Origin of the sequence: Clostridium lentum (assembly GCF_014287815.1) — a bacterium.
Classification (GTDB): domain Bacteria; phylum Bacillota; class Clostridia; order Clostridiales; family Clostridiaceae; genus Clostridium; species Clostridium lentum.
The window spans coordinates 41345-61330 of record NZ_JACOOQ010000008.1 but is presented as its reverse complement, the minus strand read 5'-3'; the positions used below and the strand labels follow the sequence as shown (position 1 = coordinate 61330).

General features: G+C 28.8%; 15 protein-coding genes, 3 tRNA genes and 1 other annotated feature. Of the genes, 13 read left to right on the top strand and 5 right to left on the bottom strand.

The annotated features are described in order from the left end of the window. The first annotated feature begins 101 nt into the window (after positions 1 to 101). Positions 102 to 788, top strand: coding sequence for a YjjG family noncanonical pyrimidine nucleotidase (locus tag H8R92_RS06225; protein WP_186834989.1), 687 nt, complete (start codon positions 102 to 104; stop codon positions 786 to 788). Positions 789 to 892: 104 nt separating this feature from the next. Here H8R92_RS06225 and thrS read toward each other — a convergent pair whose 3' ends face one another. After that, positions 893 to 2824: a threonine--tRNA ligase gene (gene thrS / locus H8R92_RS06220; protein ID WP_186835013.1), complete on the bottom strand. Its 1932-nt coding sequence runs from the start codon at positions 2822 to 2824 to the stop codon at positions 893 to 895. Between the two features lie 65 nt (positions 2825 to 2889). Then, positions 2890 to 3105: a binding site (T-box leader), on the bottom strand. Between the two features lie 106 nt (positions 3106 to 3211). On the opposite strand from thrS, the gene H8R92_RS06215 reads away from it, so the two are divergent. The 3 genes from H8R92_RS06215 (at position 3212) to lacZ (ending at position 6688) form a co-directional block, all read left to right on the top strand. Beyond that, positions 3212 to 3296: transfer RNA gene (locus tag H8R92_RS06215), tRNA-Leu, on the top strand. A 5-nt stretch (positions 3297 to 3301) separates the two neighbouring features. Further along, positions 3302 to 3377, top strand: a tRNA-Gly gene (locus tag H8R92_RS06210). A gap of 281 nt (positions 3378 to 3658) precedes the next feature. Continuing rightward, the gene (lacZ, locus tag H8R92_RS06205; protein ID WP_186834988.1) at positions 3659 to 6688 is read left to right on the top strand and encodes a beta-galactosidase, LacZ type; all 3030 of its coding nucleotides are present in this window, start codon (positions 3659 to 3661) and stop codon (positions 6686 to 6688) included. A 79-nt stretch (positions 6689 to 6767) separates the two neighbouring features. Here the strand turns inward: lacZ and H8R92_RS06200 are convergent, their stop codons facing one another. Beyond that, the gene (locus H8R92_RS06200) at positions 6768 to 7172 is read right to left on the bottom strand and encodes an HNH endonuclease signature motif containing protein (protein ID WP_186834987.1); all 405 of its coding nucleotides are present in this window, start codon (positions 7170 to 7172) and stop codon (positions 6768 to 6770) included. A 184-nt stretch (positions 7173 to 7356) separates the two neighbouring features. Between H8R92_RS06200 and H8R92_RS06195 the strand changes: the two genes are divergently transcribed. After that, the gene (locus H8R92_RS06195) at positions 7357 to 8031 is read left to right on the top strand and encodes a hypothetical protein (RefSeq protein WP_022212052.1); all 675 of its coding nucleotides are present in this window, start codon (positions 7357 to 7359) and stop codon (positions 8029 to 8031) included. Between the two features lie 51 nt (positions 8032 to 8082). Continuing rightward, positions 8083 to 8158, top strand: a tRNA-Lys gene (locus H8R92_RS06190). 215 nt (positions 8159 to 8373) lie between these two features. Here the strand turns inward: H8R92_RS06190 and ispF are convergent. Both ispF and H8R92_RS06180 read right to left on the bottom strand, forming a co-directional pair. Further along, entirely contained in the window at positions 8374 to 8853 is a 480-nt protein-coding gene (gene ispF / locus H8R92_RS06185) for a 2-C-methyl-D-erythritol 2,4-cyclodiphosphate synthase (protein WP_186834986.1), read from the bottom strand. A gap of 63 nt (positions 8854 to 8916) precedes the next feature. Continuing rightward, a complete protein-coding gene (locus tag H8R92_RS06180) occupies positions 8917 to 9105 on the bottom strand; it encodes a hypothetical protein (protein ID WP_186834985.1) in 189 nt (62 codons plus the stop codon). Positions 9106 to 9229: 124 nt separating this feature from the next. Here H8R92_RS06180 and H8R92_RS06175 point away from each other — a divergent pair, with 124 nt between their 5' ends. From H8R92_RS06175 to H8R92_RS06160, 4 genes are all read left to right on the top strand, one after another. Next, positions 9230 to 9841, top strand: a complete 612-nt coding sequence (locus H8R92_RS06175) for a class D sortase (RefSeq protein WP_186834984.1) — start codon at positions 9230 to 9232, stop codon at positions 9839 to 9841. A 12-nt stretch (positions 9842 to 9853) separates the two neighbouring features. Continuing rightward, on the top strand, positions 9854 to 10942 hold the full coding sequence (locus H8R92_RS06170; protein ID WP_022212056.1) for an anti-sigma factor domain-containing protein: 1089 nt from the start codon (positions 9854 to 9856) through the stop codon (positions 10940 to 10942). Between the two features lie 45 nt (positions 10943 to 10987). After that, on the top strand, positions 10988 to 11767 hold the full coding sequence (gene rluF, locus H8R92_RS06165; RefSeq protein WP_022212057.1) for a 23S rRNA pseudouridine(2604) synthase RluF: 780 nt from the start codon (positions 10988 to 10990) through the stop codon (positions 11765 to 11767). A gap of 444 nt (positions 11768 to 12211) precedes the next feature. Next, complete coding sequence (locus H8R92_RS06160; RefSeq protein WP_186834983.1) at positions 12212 to 12967, top strand: DUF3298 and DUF4163 domain-containing protein; 756 nt, start codon at positions 12212 to 12214, stop codon at positions 12965 to 12967. Between the two features lie 107 nt (positions 12968 to 13074). On the opposite strand, the gene H8R92_RS06155 is transcribed toward H8R92_RS06160, so the two are convergent. Then, the gene (locus tag H8R92_RS06155; RefSeq protein WP_186834982.1) at positions 13075 to 15705 is read right to left on the bottom strand and encodes a hypothetical protein; all 2631 of its coding nucleotides are present in this window, start codon (positions 15703 to 15705) and stop codon (positions 13075 to 13077) included. A 289-nt stretch (positions 15706 to 15994) separates the two neighbouring features. Here H8R92_RS06155 and H8R92_RS06150 point away from each other — a divergent pair, with 289 nt between their 5' ends. The 3 genes from H8R92_RS06150 (at position 15995) to H8R92_RS13485 (ending at position 19959) form a co-directional block, all read left to right on the top strand. After that, entirely contained in the window at positions 15995 to 17062 is a 1068-nt protein-coding gene (locus H8R92_RS06150; RefSeq protein WP_186834981.1) for a mannose-1-phosphate guanylyltransferase, read from the top strand. Between the two features lie 125 nt (positions 17063 to 17187). Then, a complete protein-coding gene (locus H8R92_RS06145; RefSeq protein ID WP_186834980.1) occupies positions 17188 to 18705 on the top strand; it encodes a type I restriction-modification system subunit M in 1518 nt (505 codons plus the stop codon). A gap of 12 nt (positions 18706 to 18717) precedes the next feature. Beyond that, positions 18718 to 19959 carry a restriction endonuclease subunit S gene (locus H8R92_RS13485; protein ID WP_186834979.1) on the top strand — a complete coding sequence of 414 codons (1242 nt, stop codon included), beginning with the start codon at positions 18718 to 18720 and terminating at the stop codon, positions 19957 to 19959. The last annotated feature ends 27 nt before the right edge of the window (positions 19960 to 19986 follow it).

Genomic DNA, 19986 nt, shown 5'->3' with positions numbered 1-19986 from the left:
AATTATTTAGTGCAATAGCCCCTTTTTTTATTCTATAAGAAGAAAGTATTATAAATTATTATGGTGAAATAATAAAATAAGAAAATGCTGGAGGTAAAGAAATGAAGTATGAAGTAATATTATTTGATGCAGATGAGACTTTGTTTGACTTTAAAAAGTCAGAGAGAGAAGCTTTTAGAAAAGCAATGATTGATATTGGAATAGAATATGATGAAAATTATCATTTTAAAATATATCATGAAATTAATAAAAAGATTTGGCGAGAATTTGAAGAGGGACTTATAACTCAGGAAAAGCTTAAGGTAGAAAGATTTAGAAGATTAGCAGATAAATTATCAATTAAATTAGATGAATATAAGTTAGCAGAGTTATATATGAATCATTTATCAGAAGCTTCCTTTTTATATGATGAAAGTATAAAACTATTGGAAGAACTGAAGGACAAGTATAAGTTAATAATTATTACTAATGGACTTACTAAGGTGCAAGATAAGAGAATAAGAAAATCTAAAATAGCAAAATACTTTAAGGATATAATAATTTCTGAAGAAGTTGCTATATCGAAGCCAAATGCAGAAATATTTCATCATGCTCTTGATAAAATAAATTATCATGATAAGAAAAAAGTATTAATGGTGGGGGATAGCCTTACTTCAGATATACAAGGTGGTATAAATGCAGGAATTGATACATGTTGGTATAATCCAAATGAATATATTAATAACACAAATATTAAGCCTACATATGAAATTAAATCATTATTTCAGCTTAGAGAATTATTAAAATAAAACCTAAAGGATGAGATACAGATATATTGAATCTCATCCTTTATATAATTTAAAGTTATTGAAACTCTACTTTTGTTGCATTAAATGTATTATTAAGTTTAAAATTAACGTTCTTTTTTAGCTATTTCATCAGATATTCTAGCAACAATAGTATTTAAAGCTATTGGACCTTCTTCTCCATTCTTTCTGCTTCTTACAGCAACTTCGTTGTTAGCTTCCTCTTTTTCACCTACAACGAAGATGTAAGGAACTCTTTCAAGTCTAGCTTCTCTAATTTTATAACCAATTTTTTCAGTTCTGTAGTCAGCTTCAACTCTGATTCCATTGTTTCTTAATTCACTTACAACTTTAGCAGTGTAGTCATTGTACTTATCTGATAAAGGTAATACCTTAACTTGAACTGGAGCTAACCAAGTTGGGAACGCACCAGCATATTTTTCTATAAGCATAGCAATAGTTCTTTCATAGCAGCCAATTGATGATCTATGAATAACGAATGGTGTTTTCTTGTTACCATCTTTATCAATGTAAGACATTCCTAATCTTTCACCTAAAGCAAAGTCAATTTGAACTGTGATGATAGTATCTTCTTTACCGTGAACGTTCTTGAATTGGATATCAAGCTTTGGTCCATAGAATGCAGCTTCACCTTCAGCTTCAACATAATCTATATTTAAGTGATCTAATATAGTTCTCATTTGGTTTTGAGTAGCTTCCCAAGCTTCTGGGTTATTGATGTACTTTTCAGTGTTGCTTGGGTCCCATTTAGAGAATCTGTAAGATATATCTCCATCAATTCCTAAAGTACTCATAACATAGTTAATTAAATCAATAACTTCTTTAAATTCTGATTCTAATTGCTCAGGAGTACAGATTATATGTCCTTCAGATAATGTAAATTGTCTTACTCTTATAAGACCATGCATTTCTCCTGAAGCTTCTTTTCTAAATAGAGTAGAAGTTTCAGCATATCTGATTGGAAGGTCTCTGTAGCTGTGTTGTTCTGCATTGTATACTGTAAATTGGAATGGACAAGTCATTGGTCTTAATGCCATAACTTCAGTATCTTGTATTTCGTCACCTAAAACAAACATTCCATCTTTATAGTGATCCCAGTGTCCTGAAGCTTTAAATAAATCATTTTTAGACATGAAAGGAGTCTTAGTTAAAACATAGCCTCTTCTTTCTTCTTCATCTTCAATCCATCTTTGAAGAGTTTGGAATATCTTAGCTCCCTTAGGCATGAATAGTGGTAAACCTTGACCAACCTTTTCGTCAGTTGTGAAGATTCCAAGTTCTCTACCTAATTTGTTATGATCTCTTTTTTTAGCTTCTTCTAATGCTTCTAAGTGAGCATCTAAATCAGCTTTCTTTAAGAATGCAGTACCGTAAATTCTAGAAAGCATCTTATTCTTTTCGTCACCTTTCCAGTAAGCACCAGCACTTCTAAGTAATTTAATAGCTTTTATATTCTTTAATGACATTACGTGAGGACCAGCACAAAGATCTGTAAAATCACCTATTTTGTAGAATGATATTATTTCATCTTCAGCTAAGTCGTTGATTAATTCAACTTTGTAAGGCTCATCCTTCATAAGTTCTAAAGCTTCGTTTCTTGGAAGTTCAAATCTTTCTATAGCAGGATTTTCCTTGATTATTTTTCTCATTTCATCTTCTATTTTAACTAAGTCTTCAGCTGAAAAAGCTTTTTCAGTATCGAAGTCATAATAGAATCCATTTTCAATTGATGGTCCAATAGCTATTTTAGCTTCTGGGAATAATCTCTTAACAGCAGCAGCTAATACGTGAGAAACACTGTGTCTTACAGCATCTTTTCCTTCCTTGCTATCAAATGTGCAAATTTCAAGAGTACAGTCTTCATTTAAAATAGTTCTTAAATCTTTAACCTCTCCATTTACTTTTCCACATTGTGCATTTCTAGCTAAACCTTCACTGATTGATTTAGCAACATCTAAGATTGATGAACCTTTAGCAGCTTCTCTAACTGATCCATCTTTTAAAGTTATTTTAATCATCTTTTTTCGTCCTTTCATTATGTATTTTTTAAAATAAAAAAAGCTCATCGTCTCTTTTCGTATAGAAAAGGGACGAGAGCATATATATATTCCCGTGGTTCCACCCTTAATTGCCTAAAATAATAGGCCACTTAAGAATCATCGTAACGTGATGACAAACGGACTGGATTAGAGTCACTCCGAGTTAGTTTTCAACTAATTTCATTTAAATCTGCTTCCAGCTATTGCAGATTATCTCTGGAAATATACCTTTAGTTTACTCTTCTCATCATAGTATTTTTATATTTAAGATTATTATATGTAGCAAATTAAATTATGTCAATATTGAAAATTTGTTAAAATAAATATTGCATTAATTTACAAAAAATAGTAAAATGAAAATATCAAGCAGGTGTGGCGGAATTGGCAGACGCACTAGACTTAGGATCTAGCGCCAATCGGTGTAAGGGTTCGACTCCCTTCACCTGCACCATTTAAGCGGTAATGACTCAATTGGCAGAGTGTCACCTTCCCAAGGTGGACGTTGCGGGTTCGAGTCCCGTTTACCGCTCCATTTTTATAATTGAAAATTGATAATTTGGAATTGAATTCATAAGTGAGTTAATTTTTATTGCATAAATAATAAAAAAGTATTGGCAAAAATTAATGGATTGTAATAAAATAAACTATGTAAGAATAAAAGATATATGTATATATAATAAATTTGCGTAGTAGGAATGCGTAAGCCTAGAAATAGGTTTACGCATTTTTTTTTTGAAAAAATACTAAAAAAATAAGTAAACAAATGATATAATGAAAATGTATACAAAGGTGTTTAAGAGGAGGAATTTATAAATGATAAATGAAGCAACATTAAAATGGCTTAATGATCCAGAGGTTTTTAGAGTTAATAGAATAGATGCTCATTCAGATCATCTTTTCTATGAAAAAAAAGAAGACTTAAAATTAGGATATAGCATGCCATTAAGACAAAGTTTAAACGGAAAATGGAAATTTAGTTATGCAGTAAATCCTCATGAAAGAATTGCTGATTTTTATAAAGAGGATTTTAATTGTGATAATTTTGATGAAATAAATGTACCAGGGCATATTCAAATGCAAGGTTATGATAAGTGTCAATATATTAATACAATGTATCCATGGGATGGACAAGAATTCTTACGTCCTCCATTTGTTTCAGAAGAGTATAATCCAGTAGGAAGTTATGTGAAGAATTTTGAAATAAAGGAAGAATTAAAGGGTAAAAGAACTTTTATTTCATTCCAAGGTGTAGAAACAGCATTTTATCTTTGGTTAAATGGTAAATTTGTAGGATATAGTGAGGATACATTTACGCCATCAGAATTTGATATTACGGATTTCTTAAAGAGCGGAGAAAATAAGCTAGCGGTGGAAGTATATAAAAGAAGTAGTGCTAGTTGGTTAGAGGATCAAGATTTCTGGAGATTTTCAGGAATATTTAGAGATGTATATATTTATGCAGTACCGAAAACTCATGTAAAGGATATGTTTGTTAAGGCAAATTTAGATAGAAATTATAGTGATGGAATCTTAAGTGTAGCTCTTAAATTAGAAGGCTATGAAGAATGTACTGTAGAAGTAGCTCTTAAAGATAGGCTTGGAGAAATAGTATATAGCAGTGGAAAGGAAGACTTTAATAAAGAAATTTATTTTGATGCAATTATTGAAAACGTATATAAATGGAGTGCAGAAGATCCATATTTATATACATTATATGTAGAAGTAAGAGATAGAGATGATAAGTTAATTGAAATAATACCTCAAAGAATTGGATTCCGTAAATTTGAATTAGTGGATAAAGTCATGAAGCTAAATGGTAAGAGAATTGTTTTCAGAGGTGTAAATAGACACGAATTTAATTATCAAAGAGGTCGTGCTATTACTAAAGAAGACATGCTATGGGATATAAAATTTATGAAACAACATAATATTAATGCTGTAAGAACATCTCATTATCCTAATCAAAGTTTATGGTATGATCTTTGTGATGAGTATGGAGTTTATTTAATTGATGAAGCAAACCTTGAAAGTCATGGTTCATGGCAAAAGATGGGAGTTTGTGATCCAGAGTGGAATATTCCAGGGAGCTTGCCAGAATGGAAAGAAGTTGTTATAGATAGAGCTGCATCTATGCTGCAAAGAGATAAAAATCACCCATCTATATTAATATGGTCATGTGGTAATGAATCATATGCTGGAGAAAATATTTTGAAAATGACTGAGTATTTTCATGAAAATGATGATACAAGAATAGTTCATTATGAAGGCGTATTTTGGAATAGAGATTTTAATGAAATAAGTGATATGGAAAGCAGAATGTATGCAAAACCTTTAGATATTGAAGAATACTTAAATAATAATCCACAAAAACCATATATAAGCTGTGAATATATGCATGCCATGGGCAATTCATGTGGAGGAATGCACTTATATACAGAACTTGAAGAAAAGTATGAAATGTATCAAGGCGGATTTATTTGGGATTATATAGATCAATCTGTGGAAAAAGTTAATGAAGATGGGGAAAAAATCTTTGCTTATGGAGGATATTTTGATGATAGAGCTACAGATTATTGTTTCTGTACCAATGGAATAGTATATGCTGATAGAAAGGCATCACCAAAGGCACAAGAAGTAAAATATCTTTATGCTAATGTAAAGCTTGTAGCTGATAGCAAAGGAGTAAGTATTAAAAATGATAATTTATTTATATCTACAGATGCATATGATTTTGTATGTTATGTAGAACATGAAGGAATTAAAATTTTTGAGACAACTATCAAACCTTCTGTAAAAGCAGGAGAAGAGTTATATGTGCCAATTGATTATCCTCAATTTAAAGAAGAAGGAAATTACACTTATAATATATCTATGAGATTATCAGAAGATACATTATGGGCAGAAAAAGGCTTTGAAGTTACTTTCGGACAAGCCGTAAAGGAAATAGCAAGAGAAAATAATAAAGAAGATCTTTTGAAGAATTATAAAATCCAAGTGGTTCATGGTGATGTAAATATAGGTATTAAAGGTGAAGGATTCACAGCTATGTTCTCTAAGCAAGAAGGGGGAATAATCTCTCTTTGTTATGATGGGATTGAATATATCACTAGAGTTCCTAAGACTTCTTTCTGGAGAGCAACAACTGATAATGATAGAGGAAATAGACATGATTTCAGATGTGCTACATGGCTTACAGCAGGAATGATGCAAAGACCTAGTAGTTTCCATTTAAAAGAAGAAGAGTATAAGATTATCTTAACTTATACTTATGATGTTCCAACTGTTGTGCCTACAAAGAATATCATTGAATATACAGTCACTGGTGATGGAACTATTAGAATTCAAGGAACTTACCATGGAGTAAATGGTCTTCCAGAGCTACCGGTTTACGGAATGGATTTTAAATTAAAGAAGGATTTAAATAGATTTGAATACTTTGGTTTTGGACCAGAAGAAAACTATATAGACCGTAATAAAGGAGCTAGATTAGGCTTATTTACAAGTAATGCAGTAGAAAATATGTCTAATTATCTTGTTCCACAAGAGTGTGGAAATAGAACTAATACTAGATTTGTAAAGGTGGTTAATAAGGAAAATAAGGGATTATGCTTTAGTTATGAAAAAGAACCTTTTGAATTTAGCGTACTTCCTTACAGTGCATATGAGTTGGAGAATGCTCTTCATAAAGAAGAACTTCCAAGAGTTAATTATACTTGGGTGCGTATATTAGCAAAACAAATGGGTGTTGGAGGCGATGATAGTTGGGGTGCACCAGTTCATAGCAGATATTTAATACCATCAAATAAGGATATTAGTTTTACAGTAAATATTTCAAGAGCATAAATATTAATGTATATGGATGCTATAAAAAGAGGAAGTTTGAAAACTTCCTCTTTTTATAGATATATTATATAATAGCATTTTAAATAAAGTCTAATTCTAACAAGTCCAAGGCTAATTCATCTAAGGCTTCGTAGTTATATAATCTACAGCCCATTAGTTTCCAAATTATATCATCCTTTTTAAAGCCTTCCTTATATAGTTTTAAGTCCTTTAATAATCGTTTAAGAGCTCCATTATGGACTCCTAGTATAATTGACAATTCTTTAGGCCAGTAGTACTTTTTTGGTAAGATTTCGTATAGTTTTTGTTGTAATTCGAGCTTGTATTGCAAATCAATCATTTTGTTTTGATGAGGACCGCATTTTCCACGATGATGAAGAGCACAAAGATACTTATAGTTGAGCTCTATATCAAACCCACCCTCACTTCTATAAACAATATGATGCACATCAGCTTTTTCTCCACAAATACTACACTTATACAAACTGTTGCCCCCTTTATCTATATAAATTAATTATATTACGAAACATAATAACATTCAATTCAGAAATTAATTAGGATTTTTATAAGATTTTTACATTTAATTAAAAAACGGTTATAATTATAGTAGAAGTGGTAAATATAGTTTATAGTATATTATATTAATTTTTGAAAGAAAGGTGATAGATATGAAGAATAAATACGATTCTTTTAAGTATTGGGAAAGCCTTATAAGTGAAAATAAAACTATTAGAGGGCATATGTTCATGGATGAACTTCCAACAGAAAAAAGCCTATATATACACACGTTAATTTTTTCAAAATTTAATGGATTAAAAAATATATGGAGTTATTTTCCAGATGAGATGGCTCTTCTTGGATATATACAATATTCATTTTTACAAGAAGCTTTTTATATATGGATAAATGGTAGAAAAGATGTGGTTTCCTATATTCCTATAAAGCCTGTGGAAGAAATAATTAAAGATGGAGAAAGAAGAGATAGGATTACTAGAGAAGAAGCTATTGAAATGAAAAAACAAGTAGATAGAGTTAAGAAGTTATGGTCATTACCTAGAAATAAGATATTATTAGAGCTTAAGAAATTTGTTAGAGATTTTAATAAAGCATGGTATGGTGATAGCACAGAATTTTTATATTTAAAGATATTTAATACACCAGAAGAGCTTTGTGAGTTTGTAATAAACTCTAGTTATATGAGTAGTTCTGTAGAGGAGTTTGAGCGAAATACTAGCAAGAATATAGAAGACTGGAGAATAATTTGTAGTACAGCAGATAAAGATAAGATAACGGGAGAAGCTTTCAAAAAAATTCTATTGAAATATTTAACAGAAGTTATATAGTATTGTTGACAGTAAAATTCCAAAGTGCTATAATTTTATTGTAAACGATAAGCGCTATTAGCTCAGTTGGTAGAGCACCTGACTCTTAATCAGGGTGTCCCCGGTTCGAACCCGTGATGGCGCACCATAAAAACGTTGTGATTAAATTTCACAACGTTTTTATTTTTAATATAAATAATAAAATAATTAAGTGGACGAACAAATGAATAAGGTAAGCATAAGTGCATTACTACCATTATTGATATTTTTAATATCTTATATAGGATTATCGATAATAGCTGGGGATATGTATGGTGTATAAGTTATAATATTATTACAATAGGAAAAGAGCAGCTAAATAATCTAGCTACTCTTTTTTGTAAGTAGGCAGATACTTTGAGAAGAAATTCCTTTACCTTCACCGGTAAAGCCTAAACCTTCTTCAGTTGTTGCCTTTACATTAATTTGACCAATATCTATGTTTAAAGCTTCTGATATATTTTTTCGCATATTTTCTATATGTGGAGCCATCTTTGGCTTTTGTGCAATTATAGTAGAATCTATATTTTCGATAAGCCAATCATTTTCTTTTAATAATGAGCCTACATGTTTTAATAGTTCAATACTTGAAATTCCCTTATATCTATCATCACTATCAGGAAAGTGTTTTCCTATATCACCTAAAGCAGCAGCACCTAATAAAGAATCCATGATAGCATGAAGCAATACATCTGCATCTGAATGACCTAATAATCCAAGGGAATAAGGTATTTTAACTCCACCTAAAATAAGATCTCTATTTTCAACTAATTTATGGACATCATATCCCATTCCTATTCTCATTTTATCACCTCGTATAAATTATAAAACAAATATATTAATTTATAAATAGTAATGGGACTTTAATTAATAATTTGATGTTTTTCTTTTGGTAGTATTATTTAAACGTTTACTACTCTTATTATACTTAGGTAATGGTAAAATTTTAACTAATGAGAATATTATTTTATATAAAATCATTAGAGTTTTTGATTTAATTTTTTTCTTTGTAAAAGTGAAATCAACATATATAACATTTTTTTTACCTCTTTTCATAAAACCACACCCCTCTATATTATTATCTTATGATAAGTAATCATTTTTAAAACCCTTTATGATATAATATATGTAATAAAATTTATATATGTAACAAAATATAAACAGGTAATGGGAGGTCTATATGGATAAGTTTAGAAGAATAATAGGTATCTTACTAATCATTATTGGTGTGGTAATAATTGGTGATGTTGTCTATAAGAAAATTATAACACTTAACAAACAAAAAGAAATAGTAAAATTGTTTGAAAATGGTTTTTCTGAGGGTACTTCTACAGGAGAATCTAGTGAATCTAGTGAATCTAGTGAATCAGTAAATTTAGATGTGGTAAATGGATATAAGCCAATAGCAATGGTTGAAATACCAAGTATTAATTTATCACAAGCATTAGTAGAAGGAATTAGTGATGATGTATTAAAATATTTTTTAGGACATTTTCCAGATTCGGCAGCGCCTGGACAAGTAGGTAATTTTGCTATTGCAGGACATAGGGTATCTGATTATACAGATGCATTTATAAATTTATATAAAGTTTCAGCAGGGGATAAAATTATAGTTAAAACACACGATAAAAAATATACGTATGTAATAGAAGAAAACTATATTGTAAATCCAGATCAAATAGAAGTTTTAGATGCTACAGAAAATGCCACTATCACATTAATTACATGTACAGTGGGAGCAAAGCAAAGAGTTATTGTGAAGGGAACATTACAATCAACAGAAGACTTATAAAAGGTGGAAAAAATGAGTGAATATAAAAAGGGCAAATATAGCTTTTCTTTAGCTCCAGCTTTAGTATTAGTTGGCAAGGAAATAGTTGAAGAAAGAAAGAATCAGGTAGAAAAGTTTATTAGAGAATTAGAGGATTATGACGTAATATTAAGAGATCTGGCAGAGGAAGAAGTTAGCTTTGATTTGAGAAATGATCTTTTAAATATAGCAATGTATATTTCTGAAACTGCAGAAATATACAATGAGTTTTATGAAAAAAAAGAACTTCCCATTAACAAAATAAGTAAAGGTGTTCTTAAGTCAAGACAATTTTTACAAAAATGGCGCGATTATATAATAGTATATTCTTTAATATTAGGGGATTATAATTATAAATATATTGCAGATTATTTAAAGATAATTCAAAAGAAAGAAGATGTTGAAGAGAAAATAGATAATAATGTAATAAGCTTTAATAATATAGATAATTTTAATTCTAAAGATAAAGAGGATGAAAATGATGAATATTCTAATGAAGAGTCAGAAGAGCCATCATTGTTAGAAGATAATTCAGAAAAGGTAAAAGGTGTTATTTTATATAAAAGAAAAGAAAAGGCAATTATCCTTACATCTAGTGGAGAATTCATTAAATCAAAAATAGATAACGAAAATATAGGTGAGGAAGTAAGCGTAAATATAAAAAAGAAGTTTAAAAATATAAAGTTTTATATAGTTATCTTAATATTATTTACAATATGTGGATTATCTATAGGGACATATAAATATTTTAAGGGAGTGACCACTATCATATTTGAAGCTGATGAGCAGATAACATTAGAAGTCAATGTTTTTAACAGGGTAGTTAGAAGTAAATCTAATGTAAGCAATGTAAGAAGCATATTAGAAAAAGTAGAAGTGCAGGATAGAGATGTGGATACTGCTATTTATAAGTTAATAAAGTATTGTAATGAAGAGGAACAGATAAGCAAAGGACAGGTATTGATTACTGTAACAGGAAATGCCATTAAACATGGAGTTTTAAGTGATACAAGCCAGTATATCTCAGAAGAAGGAATTAATGTGAAGTTTAATAATGCAGGGTATGAGTCAAACTTAAAATAATAGCAACTAATGATGATTTTACAATTAAACTAAAGGAAGGTTCATATGAAATCAAATAAAAAGAAAGATCCAATAATAGTACATAATGATAGAGGAGAGAGCATAAGGCTTAATAAATATATAAGTGAATCAGGATTTTGCTCAAGAAGAGAAGCTGATAAGTTTATAGAAAGTGGCAAAGTTACTGTTGATGGAGTGAAAGCAGTTATGGGAACTAAGGTACAAAAGGGCCAAAAAGTAAAGGTAAATGGTAAGCTTATAAGCAAAGTTGAGGAAATGATTTATATAGTATTAAATAAGCCGGTAGGAATAACATGTACTACAGAGCATAAGGTACGCGGAAATATTGTTGATTTTGTTAATCATGAAAAAAGAATATTTCCTGTAGGTAGATTGGATAAGGACTCTGAAGGATTAATTATATTAACTAATGATGGGGATATAGTCAATAAAATATTAAGAGCTGGAAATAACCATGAAAAAGAATATATAGTTAAGGTAGATAAACCTATTAATGATGAGTTTGTTAAAAAGATGAGAAACGGTGTAAAAATATTAGGTCAAGTAACTAAAAAGTGCTATGTGAAAAAAGAAGGTCCTAATACATTTAGAATAATACTTACACAAGGCTTAAACAGACAAATAAGAAGAATGTGTGAAGTACTTGGATATAATGTTACTAAGCTTAAAAGAATTAGAATAATGAATATAAATCTTGGCGAACTTAAAAAAGGTCAATGGAGAGATCTTACAGTAAGAGAGCTTAAAGGTCTTAATAATCTTATTGTAGATTCAGGAAAAACTAAAGAAGTAGACGAAGAGTAAAAGGATTGAGCAGAAGCTCAGTCCTTTTATTTAGTAAGAACATTAAGAAAGTTAAGAATTAAGATAGTGTGTAAATAACTATAACTTTGAGCGAAACGTGTTATAAATTTTTAGCATACAGCAGAGAAGGAAAGATAGAAATTATTAATAAAGTTTAGTAATTACCAGAGACTTTCTAATATATGAATTTATCCACCGAAAATTATAAAATGTGGATAATTCTGTGGATAATTTTACTGATAAATATAAGTAAATTAAAGAAAGTTTTAAATAGTAAAATCATTGTTTATATATAAAAAATTGGAAGTTACGCACATAATCCACAGATGCTTGTGGATAAGTTGTGGTAAACTTGTTGATATATATGTTAATAATTATTTAGAGATTTGTAGATAATAATAAAAAAGATTAGAAAAGTATCGAAAGATAAGGGGTGAAAGTTACATGAAATGTCTAAAAAAGGCTATTTTACTGACTTGTGGAGTTTTATTTTTATTAACAAGTTATCCACAGGGGGTGTTGATAGATTGTGTATTAAATAATTATGCAGAAAAGTATAAAGTTGTGGATAAAAAGTATAAGAGTGAAAATGATTATCTTATTATTGATGTAATTATTCCAGCAATAGAAAACATTGATAGTAACCCTAATATAGATAAACTAAATAATAATATTATAAAGTGGACAGAAGATTGGATAAATGATGTGAAAAAGATTTCTGATGAATACTTTAAGGGATTAGTACCTCCACCAATCGGTCCATATCAACTTTATAGTCGATATAAGGTTACTAATAGTCAGAATATAACTAGCTTTTATATAGATTATTATCAGTTTACAGGAGGGGCTCATGGAATAACAACTAGGCTTTCGTATAATGTGGATAACATAACTGGTAAAGAACTTAAATTAAGCGATTTGTTTAAAGGTGGATATGAGTATAAGAATGTAATTAATTTAGAAATTGCTAATGCTATACAATTTGATAAGGATAAGTACTTTACTGGGAAGGATGGCTTTAAAGGTATTAGTGAAAAGCAAGGATTCTATGTAAGTTCAGGCAACGTTGTAATATACTTTAATGTTTATGAAATTGCACCTTATGTTACAGGAATTCCTGAATTTTATATACCATTTGAAAAATTTGATCAAAAAGAACTTAAATATGAATTACAACCATATAATATAAAAAATATATGAATAGAGTGTACTAATTTTAAGTTTTAATAAAAATTATTTATGAAAAATAAAAAATTATCTTATCCTATAATTAATGAACTATAGGAATAAGATAATTTTTTTATTTTTTAATTATTTTTTTTAGTAAATTTAAGCCCTGATAATATAGCTAATATTGCAACAAATAAACCTGTACATATAGCTATAAATTTAGGAATAAATGATTTCTTTGAATTTATAGTAGATGAAGATTCAATACTGGAAGGTATAACAGTATCATTAACAGATTTATCTATATTTGATGAAGTTGTAGCATTAGCTGAAGAGGTAATACTTTCAGGTGTATTTGTATCAACATCATTTTTAATTTCATTTATATTCTTATTGAGTTCATTAGTAGTATTAGTATTTATAGTATTATTTGCATATGTAATATTTGAACTTTTACTACTAGAAGTATTAATAACAGTAGATGTATATTTGTTATTAGAAGTATTAGAACTAATATTGTTATTTGTATTATCATTTCCATTAGTGTTGCTGCTACTATTATTACTATTGATATTGCTGTTAGTATTACTATTATTACTATTGATATTGTTGTTAGTATTACTATTATTACCGTTGTTGTTAGATTTTATGTATATTTCTTGAGATATAGAAGAGCCATCATCTAATCTAATGTTAATTTTATAATTATTAGAATTAGAACTTATATAAGATAAAGTTTCAATAGGAATAAATAGTTTATTATTTTCAATATACACACTATGTTTAGAATTTCTATAAGTATATCCAGTTCTTAAATAAGAATTATTATCTCTATAAATAACATCTAAAATTTTATTATTAATAGTAATAGAAGTAATTTTAGAACCTTCAGGAATTAAATTAGGAATTTCTATTTCTCCATTAGTATTTGCATTAACATTTATCATTGGTTTAGTAGTTATATTTGTAGAATTAATAACAATTAAATCTGAATATCCAGATAGAGTAACACCATTTGAAAAAGTAAATACAATTTGATGAGTATTTACATCTAGGTTTAATGATTTTAATACATCAGCAGATATAATTATTGAATTATCAGTTGTAGAGAATTTTGATGAATTTAAAATTTTATTACCTATTGTAATATTTTTAAGTTTAGTTCCATCAAAGTTAACATGAGTTATTTCAATTCCCATTGGATTAGATAAATCAAACTCAAAATTTTGAGTTATCATGTTTGGCTGTCTAATAGTATCATCAGTATATTCATCTTTATTCCCTGGATTAAGGATATCATTATCTACTATTTGAATTGCTGCAACACCTGAAACATATGTGCCGTTAGAGAATATAGCAGATGTATAATAAGTACTATTTTTTAAATATAAATCAAAAATAACTTCTTTAGGGATAGTTATGGAGTTTTCAGTTATTTTTAATTTATTTATATCTATTTTTCTTCCATATATATAAAATTCAGTTAAAGTTAATCCTTTAAAGTCTACATTTTTTATAACAACATCAGTAGCATTATCTCTATTGAATACTATAGTTTGTTTTTCTACTTCTGGTTGTATGATTTCAACTTTATCATCAGATGTTGGTGGTTTAGCAATACTATCATTTCCTGAGTTATTATCAGGATTAGGAGTTTCATTATTATTATTATTATTATTATTATTGTTATTATTGTTGTTGTTGTTGTTGTCAGGATTGCTGTTAGGTGGTGGAGTAATTGCTCCAATGTTTTCATTAACTTGTGGAGGCTTAACATTAGCAACATTATCAGAATCAGTTATAGTAATAGATACATAATTTGATATAATTGCTCCATTAGAGAAATGGAAAGCTAAATAGTAAGTACCATTTTTAAATCCTAAATCAAAAATAGCTTCTTTAGATATTACTATAGAATTATCAACAACTTTTACTTTGTTTACGTCCATTTTAGCGCCATACATATATATATCAGTTATAGTTAATCCATTTAAGTCTACATTTTGTATAACCAAATCTTTAGCATCATCTCTATTGAAAACAAAATTCTCTCTGTTTATTGTAGGAATATGAGTGTTTTCAGTATCTCCATTAGGTTTATTATTATCGCTACTACCTTGATCAGGATTAGTTTCAGTATCATTTTTATTATCATCTGGATTATTAGGTGTATCTGTATTATCATTATCATCAGGCTTTTGCTCTGGTTTATTTGTTATATCATCTTTACCACTTGAATCTTCTTCAGGTTTAGAAGAACCACTATCAGAATCAGTGTTAGGTGGTATAGATGGATCATTTATTATATTAATAAAGATATATCCTGATGCATAAGAGCCATCTGTAAAATTTATTGATGTATTATAAAGTCTATTAGGAGTAAATTTTAATGCTAATATTTCTTCTTTAGGGATAGTAATAGAATTTTGAGTTATTCTTAATTTACTTGGATCTATTCTTTTAGCATAAACCATTAACTCAGATACTGTTAAACCTGATAAATCTATATTATCGATAACTAAGTCAGTAGGATGAGCCATATTAAATGTAATAGTTTTTTTAGTCAATCCAGGGATTTTTTTTGCATTTATTGAATTTTTATAATTTTCATAAGAGAAAGTATCAATTGATTGAGCAGATACAACTTGTGCACCTATAGTGCAGCTAACTAATCCCCCAGATAAAAAAACAGCTAATAATTTGTTTTTATTTTTTTTACTCAGTGTATTACGAGCATTTTGTTTTTGCAATATTTCTTTTGTATTCATAAGTAGCTCCTTTATTTAATTTATTGATTAAAGTGATTTTTTCTTTAGTTAAAGCCAATAAGCATTATGAAATAAATATCGAATAAAGTTTAATATAACTTAAATAGGCATGGTAATATTCTATAAATATATAAGAATTTAATCTGTACTGTTAATTGTATTGATCAATAATATTTAATTTTTGCAATAACAGAGTAGTTCACATAAAAGAATGAAATGATATTATAATTTCACAATTGATAAAAAGACCTCATATAATGAAATATAGCATTACATGGAGTTGAAGTGTGTGATATACGCGCTAATTTTAGCAGGGGGAAAAGGCACTAGGTTATATCCTTTATCAAGAATGAATAAACCGAAGCAATTTTTAAAAGTTATAAATAACAAAAGTTTTTTAGAAAATACAGTTGAAAGAATTACTCCCTTAATTAATAAGGATAATATCTATGTGGTAACTAATACTGATTATTTAGATAAAATAAAAAAAGAGTTATCATATATTAATTCTGACAATATATTCACAGAACCTTCAAATAAGGAAACTGCTACATGCATTGGGTTATCAGCAGTGAAATTATTGAAAAAGGATAATAATGCAGTAATGGTGGTGTTACCTTCTGATCATCATATAAAGGGTGAAAAGGAGTATACAGACACTTTATTAGAGGCTATTGAATTGGCCAATAGACGTAGGGGAATAGTAACTATAGGAATTACACCTACAAGACCTGAAACAGGATATGGTTATATAGAAATGGGGGACAGGCTCCAGTCATCAGCTGGTGCTTACAAGATATCTAGATTTACAGAAAAACCTAATATTGAAGTAGCTAAGGATTTCTTGCTTAAAGAAACTTATCTTTGGAATTCAGGCATATTTGTTTTTAGAGCTGATGTTATTTTAAGAGAGATGGAAAAATATCTACCTAAGATATATAAATCATTGATGGAGATATATGTACACATAGGAGAAGATGATGAAGAAGAAGTCATTAAAGAACAATATAATTTAATTGATGGAATATCTATTGATTTTGGAATTATGCAAAAGACAAGAAAAGCATATGTCATTAAAGGCAATTTTTATTGGGATGATATCGGTACTTTTAATGCCTTAAGTAGATATTTAAATAAGTGTAGTGGAAATGAAATAAGTAAAAATGTATATGTACAGGAATGTGAAAATTGCTCTATCTTTGGTGATAAAAATTTAATCATAGGTTTTGGCGTCAAGGATTTAGTGATAGTTGATGCTGGTGATGTTATTTTGGTAATGGATAAAAACAAGGATCAAGAAATTAAACATCTATTAAATGATTTAAATGAAAATGTTGATTACGGAAGCTATATTTAGCTTCCGTTTTTTATGGTAATACAAAAGTTAAATTAACATAACATAAATTATAATATTATATTTTTACTTTTATTTTATGATAGAATTAATACTATAAAAAATGTAGTAGATAGGAGACAATTATAATGGCAAAGCTTACGTTACAAGAGTTAGAATCAACACTTTGGCAATGTGCTGATATTCTTAGAGGAGAATTAAGTGGTGCAGAGTACAAAGATTATATATTTGGAATGTTATTTTTAAAGAGATTAAATGATGAATTTGATGAAGAAAGAGAAGCTAGAAAAAAAGAGTTCCTAGAAGATGGTCTTGAAGAAGATGAAATAGAAGAACTTTTAGAAGATGCTAGTATTTATGAAACTTTCTTTGTTCCAGAACAAGCAAGATGGTCAAAGCTTAAAGATTTAACTTTAAATATAGGACCTGAATTAGATAAGGCATTTAAAGCAATAGAAGATGAGCCTAAAAATTCAGAACTTGTTAGTGTTTTAAGTACAACTAACTACAATGATAAAGAAAAGGTTCCAGATAAGAAATTATCTCAACTTTTAATATTATTTAATAGCATTAATTTAGCTAATTCAAATTTGGAATCAGAAGATATGCTTGGAGATGCTTATCAGTATTTAATTAAACAATTTGCAGACCAAGGTGGTAAGAAAGGTGGAGAATTCTATACTCCTACAGAAGTAGTTAAGATTCTTACTAATATCTTAAAGCCTCAAGAAGGGGATAGAATTTATGACCCAACTTGTGGTTCTGGTGGTATGCTTATTCAAAGTATAGAGTACGTTAAAAAGCATGGTGGAAATCCTAAGAATTTAAGTCTTTTTGGTCAAGAAATAAATCTTTCTACATGGGCAATATGTAAGATGAATATGTTATTCCATGGAGCTAAAGGAGCAGATATTCAAAAGGGTGATACTATAAGAGAACCTAAGCATACAGAAGGTGGAGCATTAAAGGTATTCGATAAGGTACTTGCTAATCCACCATTTTCTTTAAAGAACTGGGGAGTAGAAGAAGCAGAACATGATGCTTTCCATAGATTTAGTTATGGAATCCCACCAAAGTCTTATGGAGATTTAGCTTTTGTTGAGCATATGTTATCTAGTTTAAATATGAAAGGTAAGATGGCATCAGTTGTTCCACATGGAGTTTTATTTAGAGGTTCTGCTGAAGGTAAGATAAGAAAAGGCTTTATTAATGATGATTTAATAGAAGCTGTAATTGGAGTTCCATCAAATATTTTCTATGGAACAGGTATACCTGCTGCTATATTAGTTCTTAACAAGGCTAAGTCAGAAGAAAGAAAAGGTAAGATTTTATTTATTGATGGTAGCAATGATTTTGTTAAAGATGGAAATAAGAATAAGCTTAGAGATGAGGATATAGAAAAAATAGTATCCACATTTGATGCTTTTGAAGATGTGGAAAAGTATGCAACTGTTGTGGATATTGAAACTATTAAAGAAAATGATTGTAATTTAAATATAAGTAGATATGTTGATACTACTGAAGAAGAAGAGCAAGTTGATATCCAAAAGGTTTTAGGAGAAATTGCTGAGCTCGAAAAGAAAGAAGCTGAAACTAAAGAGAAGCTTAGCGGATATTTAAAAGAACTTGGATTTAATGTACTGTAAGGTGGTGATTTAGTGAAGAAGGTTAGAGATGGATATAAGATAACTGAATTAGGTGAGATACCAAGTGATTGGAATATAATGAAACTTAGTGAAGTTGCAGAAATAGTGATGGGTCAATCACCTGATTCATCAAGTTATAATGATACAGAAGATGGAGTGGCTTTCTTTCAAGGAAAAACTGAATTTGGAAGAATTAATCCAGTAGTAAAAAAATGGTGTAATAATCCAACTAAAATTTCTAAGCCATTAGATATTTTAATTTCTGTAAGGGCTCCAGTTGGAGATGTAAATATAAATAATATAGAGGCATGTATTGGTAGAGGATTAGGAGCAATTAGAGCAACAAGTAGTAGTAATTATAAATATCTTTATTATGCTATTCAAAAATATAATAATCAACTAAAAAAGGCATCTCAGGGAAGTACATTTGAAGCAATAAATAGTAATGATTTAAAGGGACTAAAATTACCTATACCACATATTGATGAACAAGAAAAAATAGCTTTAATTCTTTCAACTGTAGATGAGCAAATTGATAATGTTGACGCTCTTATTGAAAAAAATAAAGAATTAAAAAAGGGTTTAATGCAAACTTTATTTACTAAAGGAATTGGACATACAAAGTTTAAGAACACTGAGATTGGAGAAATTCCTGAGGAGTGGGATGTTAAAAAGATTGGAGATATATGTGAAGTTAAAGGTGGAAAAAGACTTCCTAAGGGATATCAATTAGAAGATGAAGATAATGCTTTCCCGTATATAAGAGTGGCTGATATGTATATGGGGGGGATAAGACAAGATGACATTAAATATGTACCTAAGGATATTGTTGATAAGATTAAAAATTATAAAATTTCAAAAGATGATTTATTTATATCAGTTGCAGGTACATTAGGTATAGTGGGGCAAGTTCCATATGAATTGGATGGAGCAAACTTAACGGAAAATGCAGATAAACTATGTAATATACAAATAAACAAGTTGTATTTGATGAAGGTATTACAATCTAATATTGTACAAAGTATAATTGAAGCAGAGCAAACTAAGAGTGCACAACCGAAGTTAGCTTTAACAAGAATAAAAGAGTTTTTAATTCCAGTTCCAAGTGATATAGAACAAGTAAAGATAGCATCAATATTAATGGAAGTCGATGAAAAGATAGGACAATATAAAAATAAGAAACAAAAGTTAGAAGAACTTAAAAAAGGTTTAATGCAACAATTATTAACAGGAATGATAAGAGTTACAGTATAAAAGAAATTTATAAATATATAAGACAAC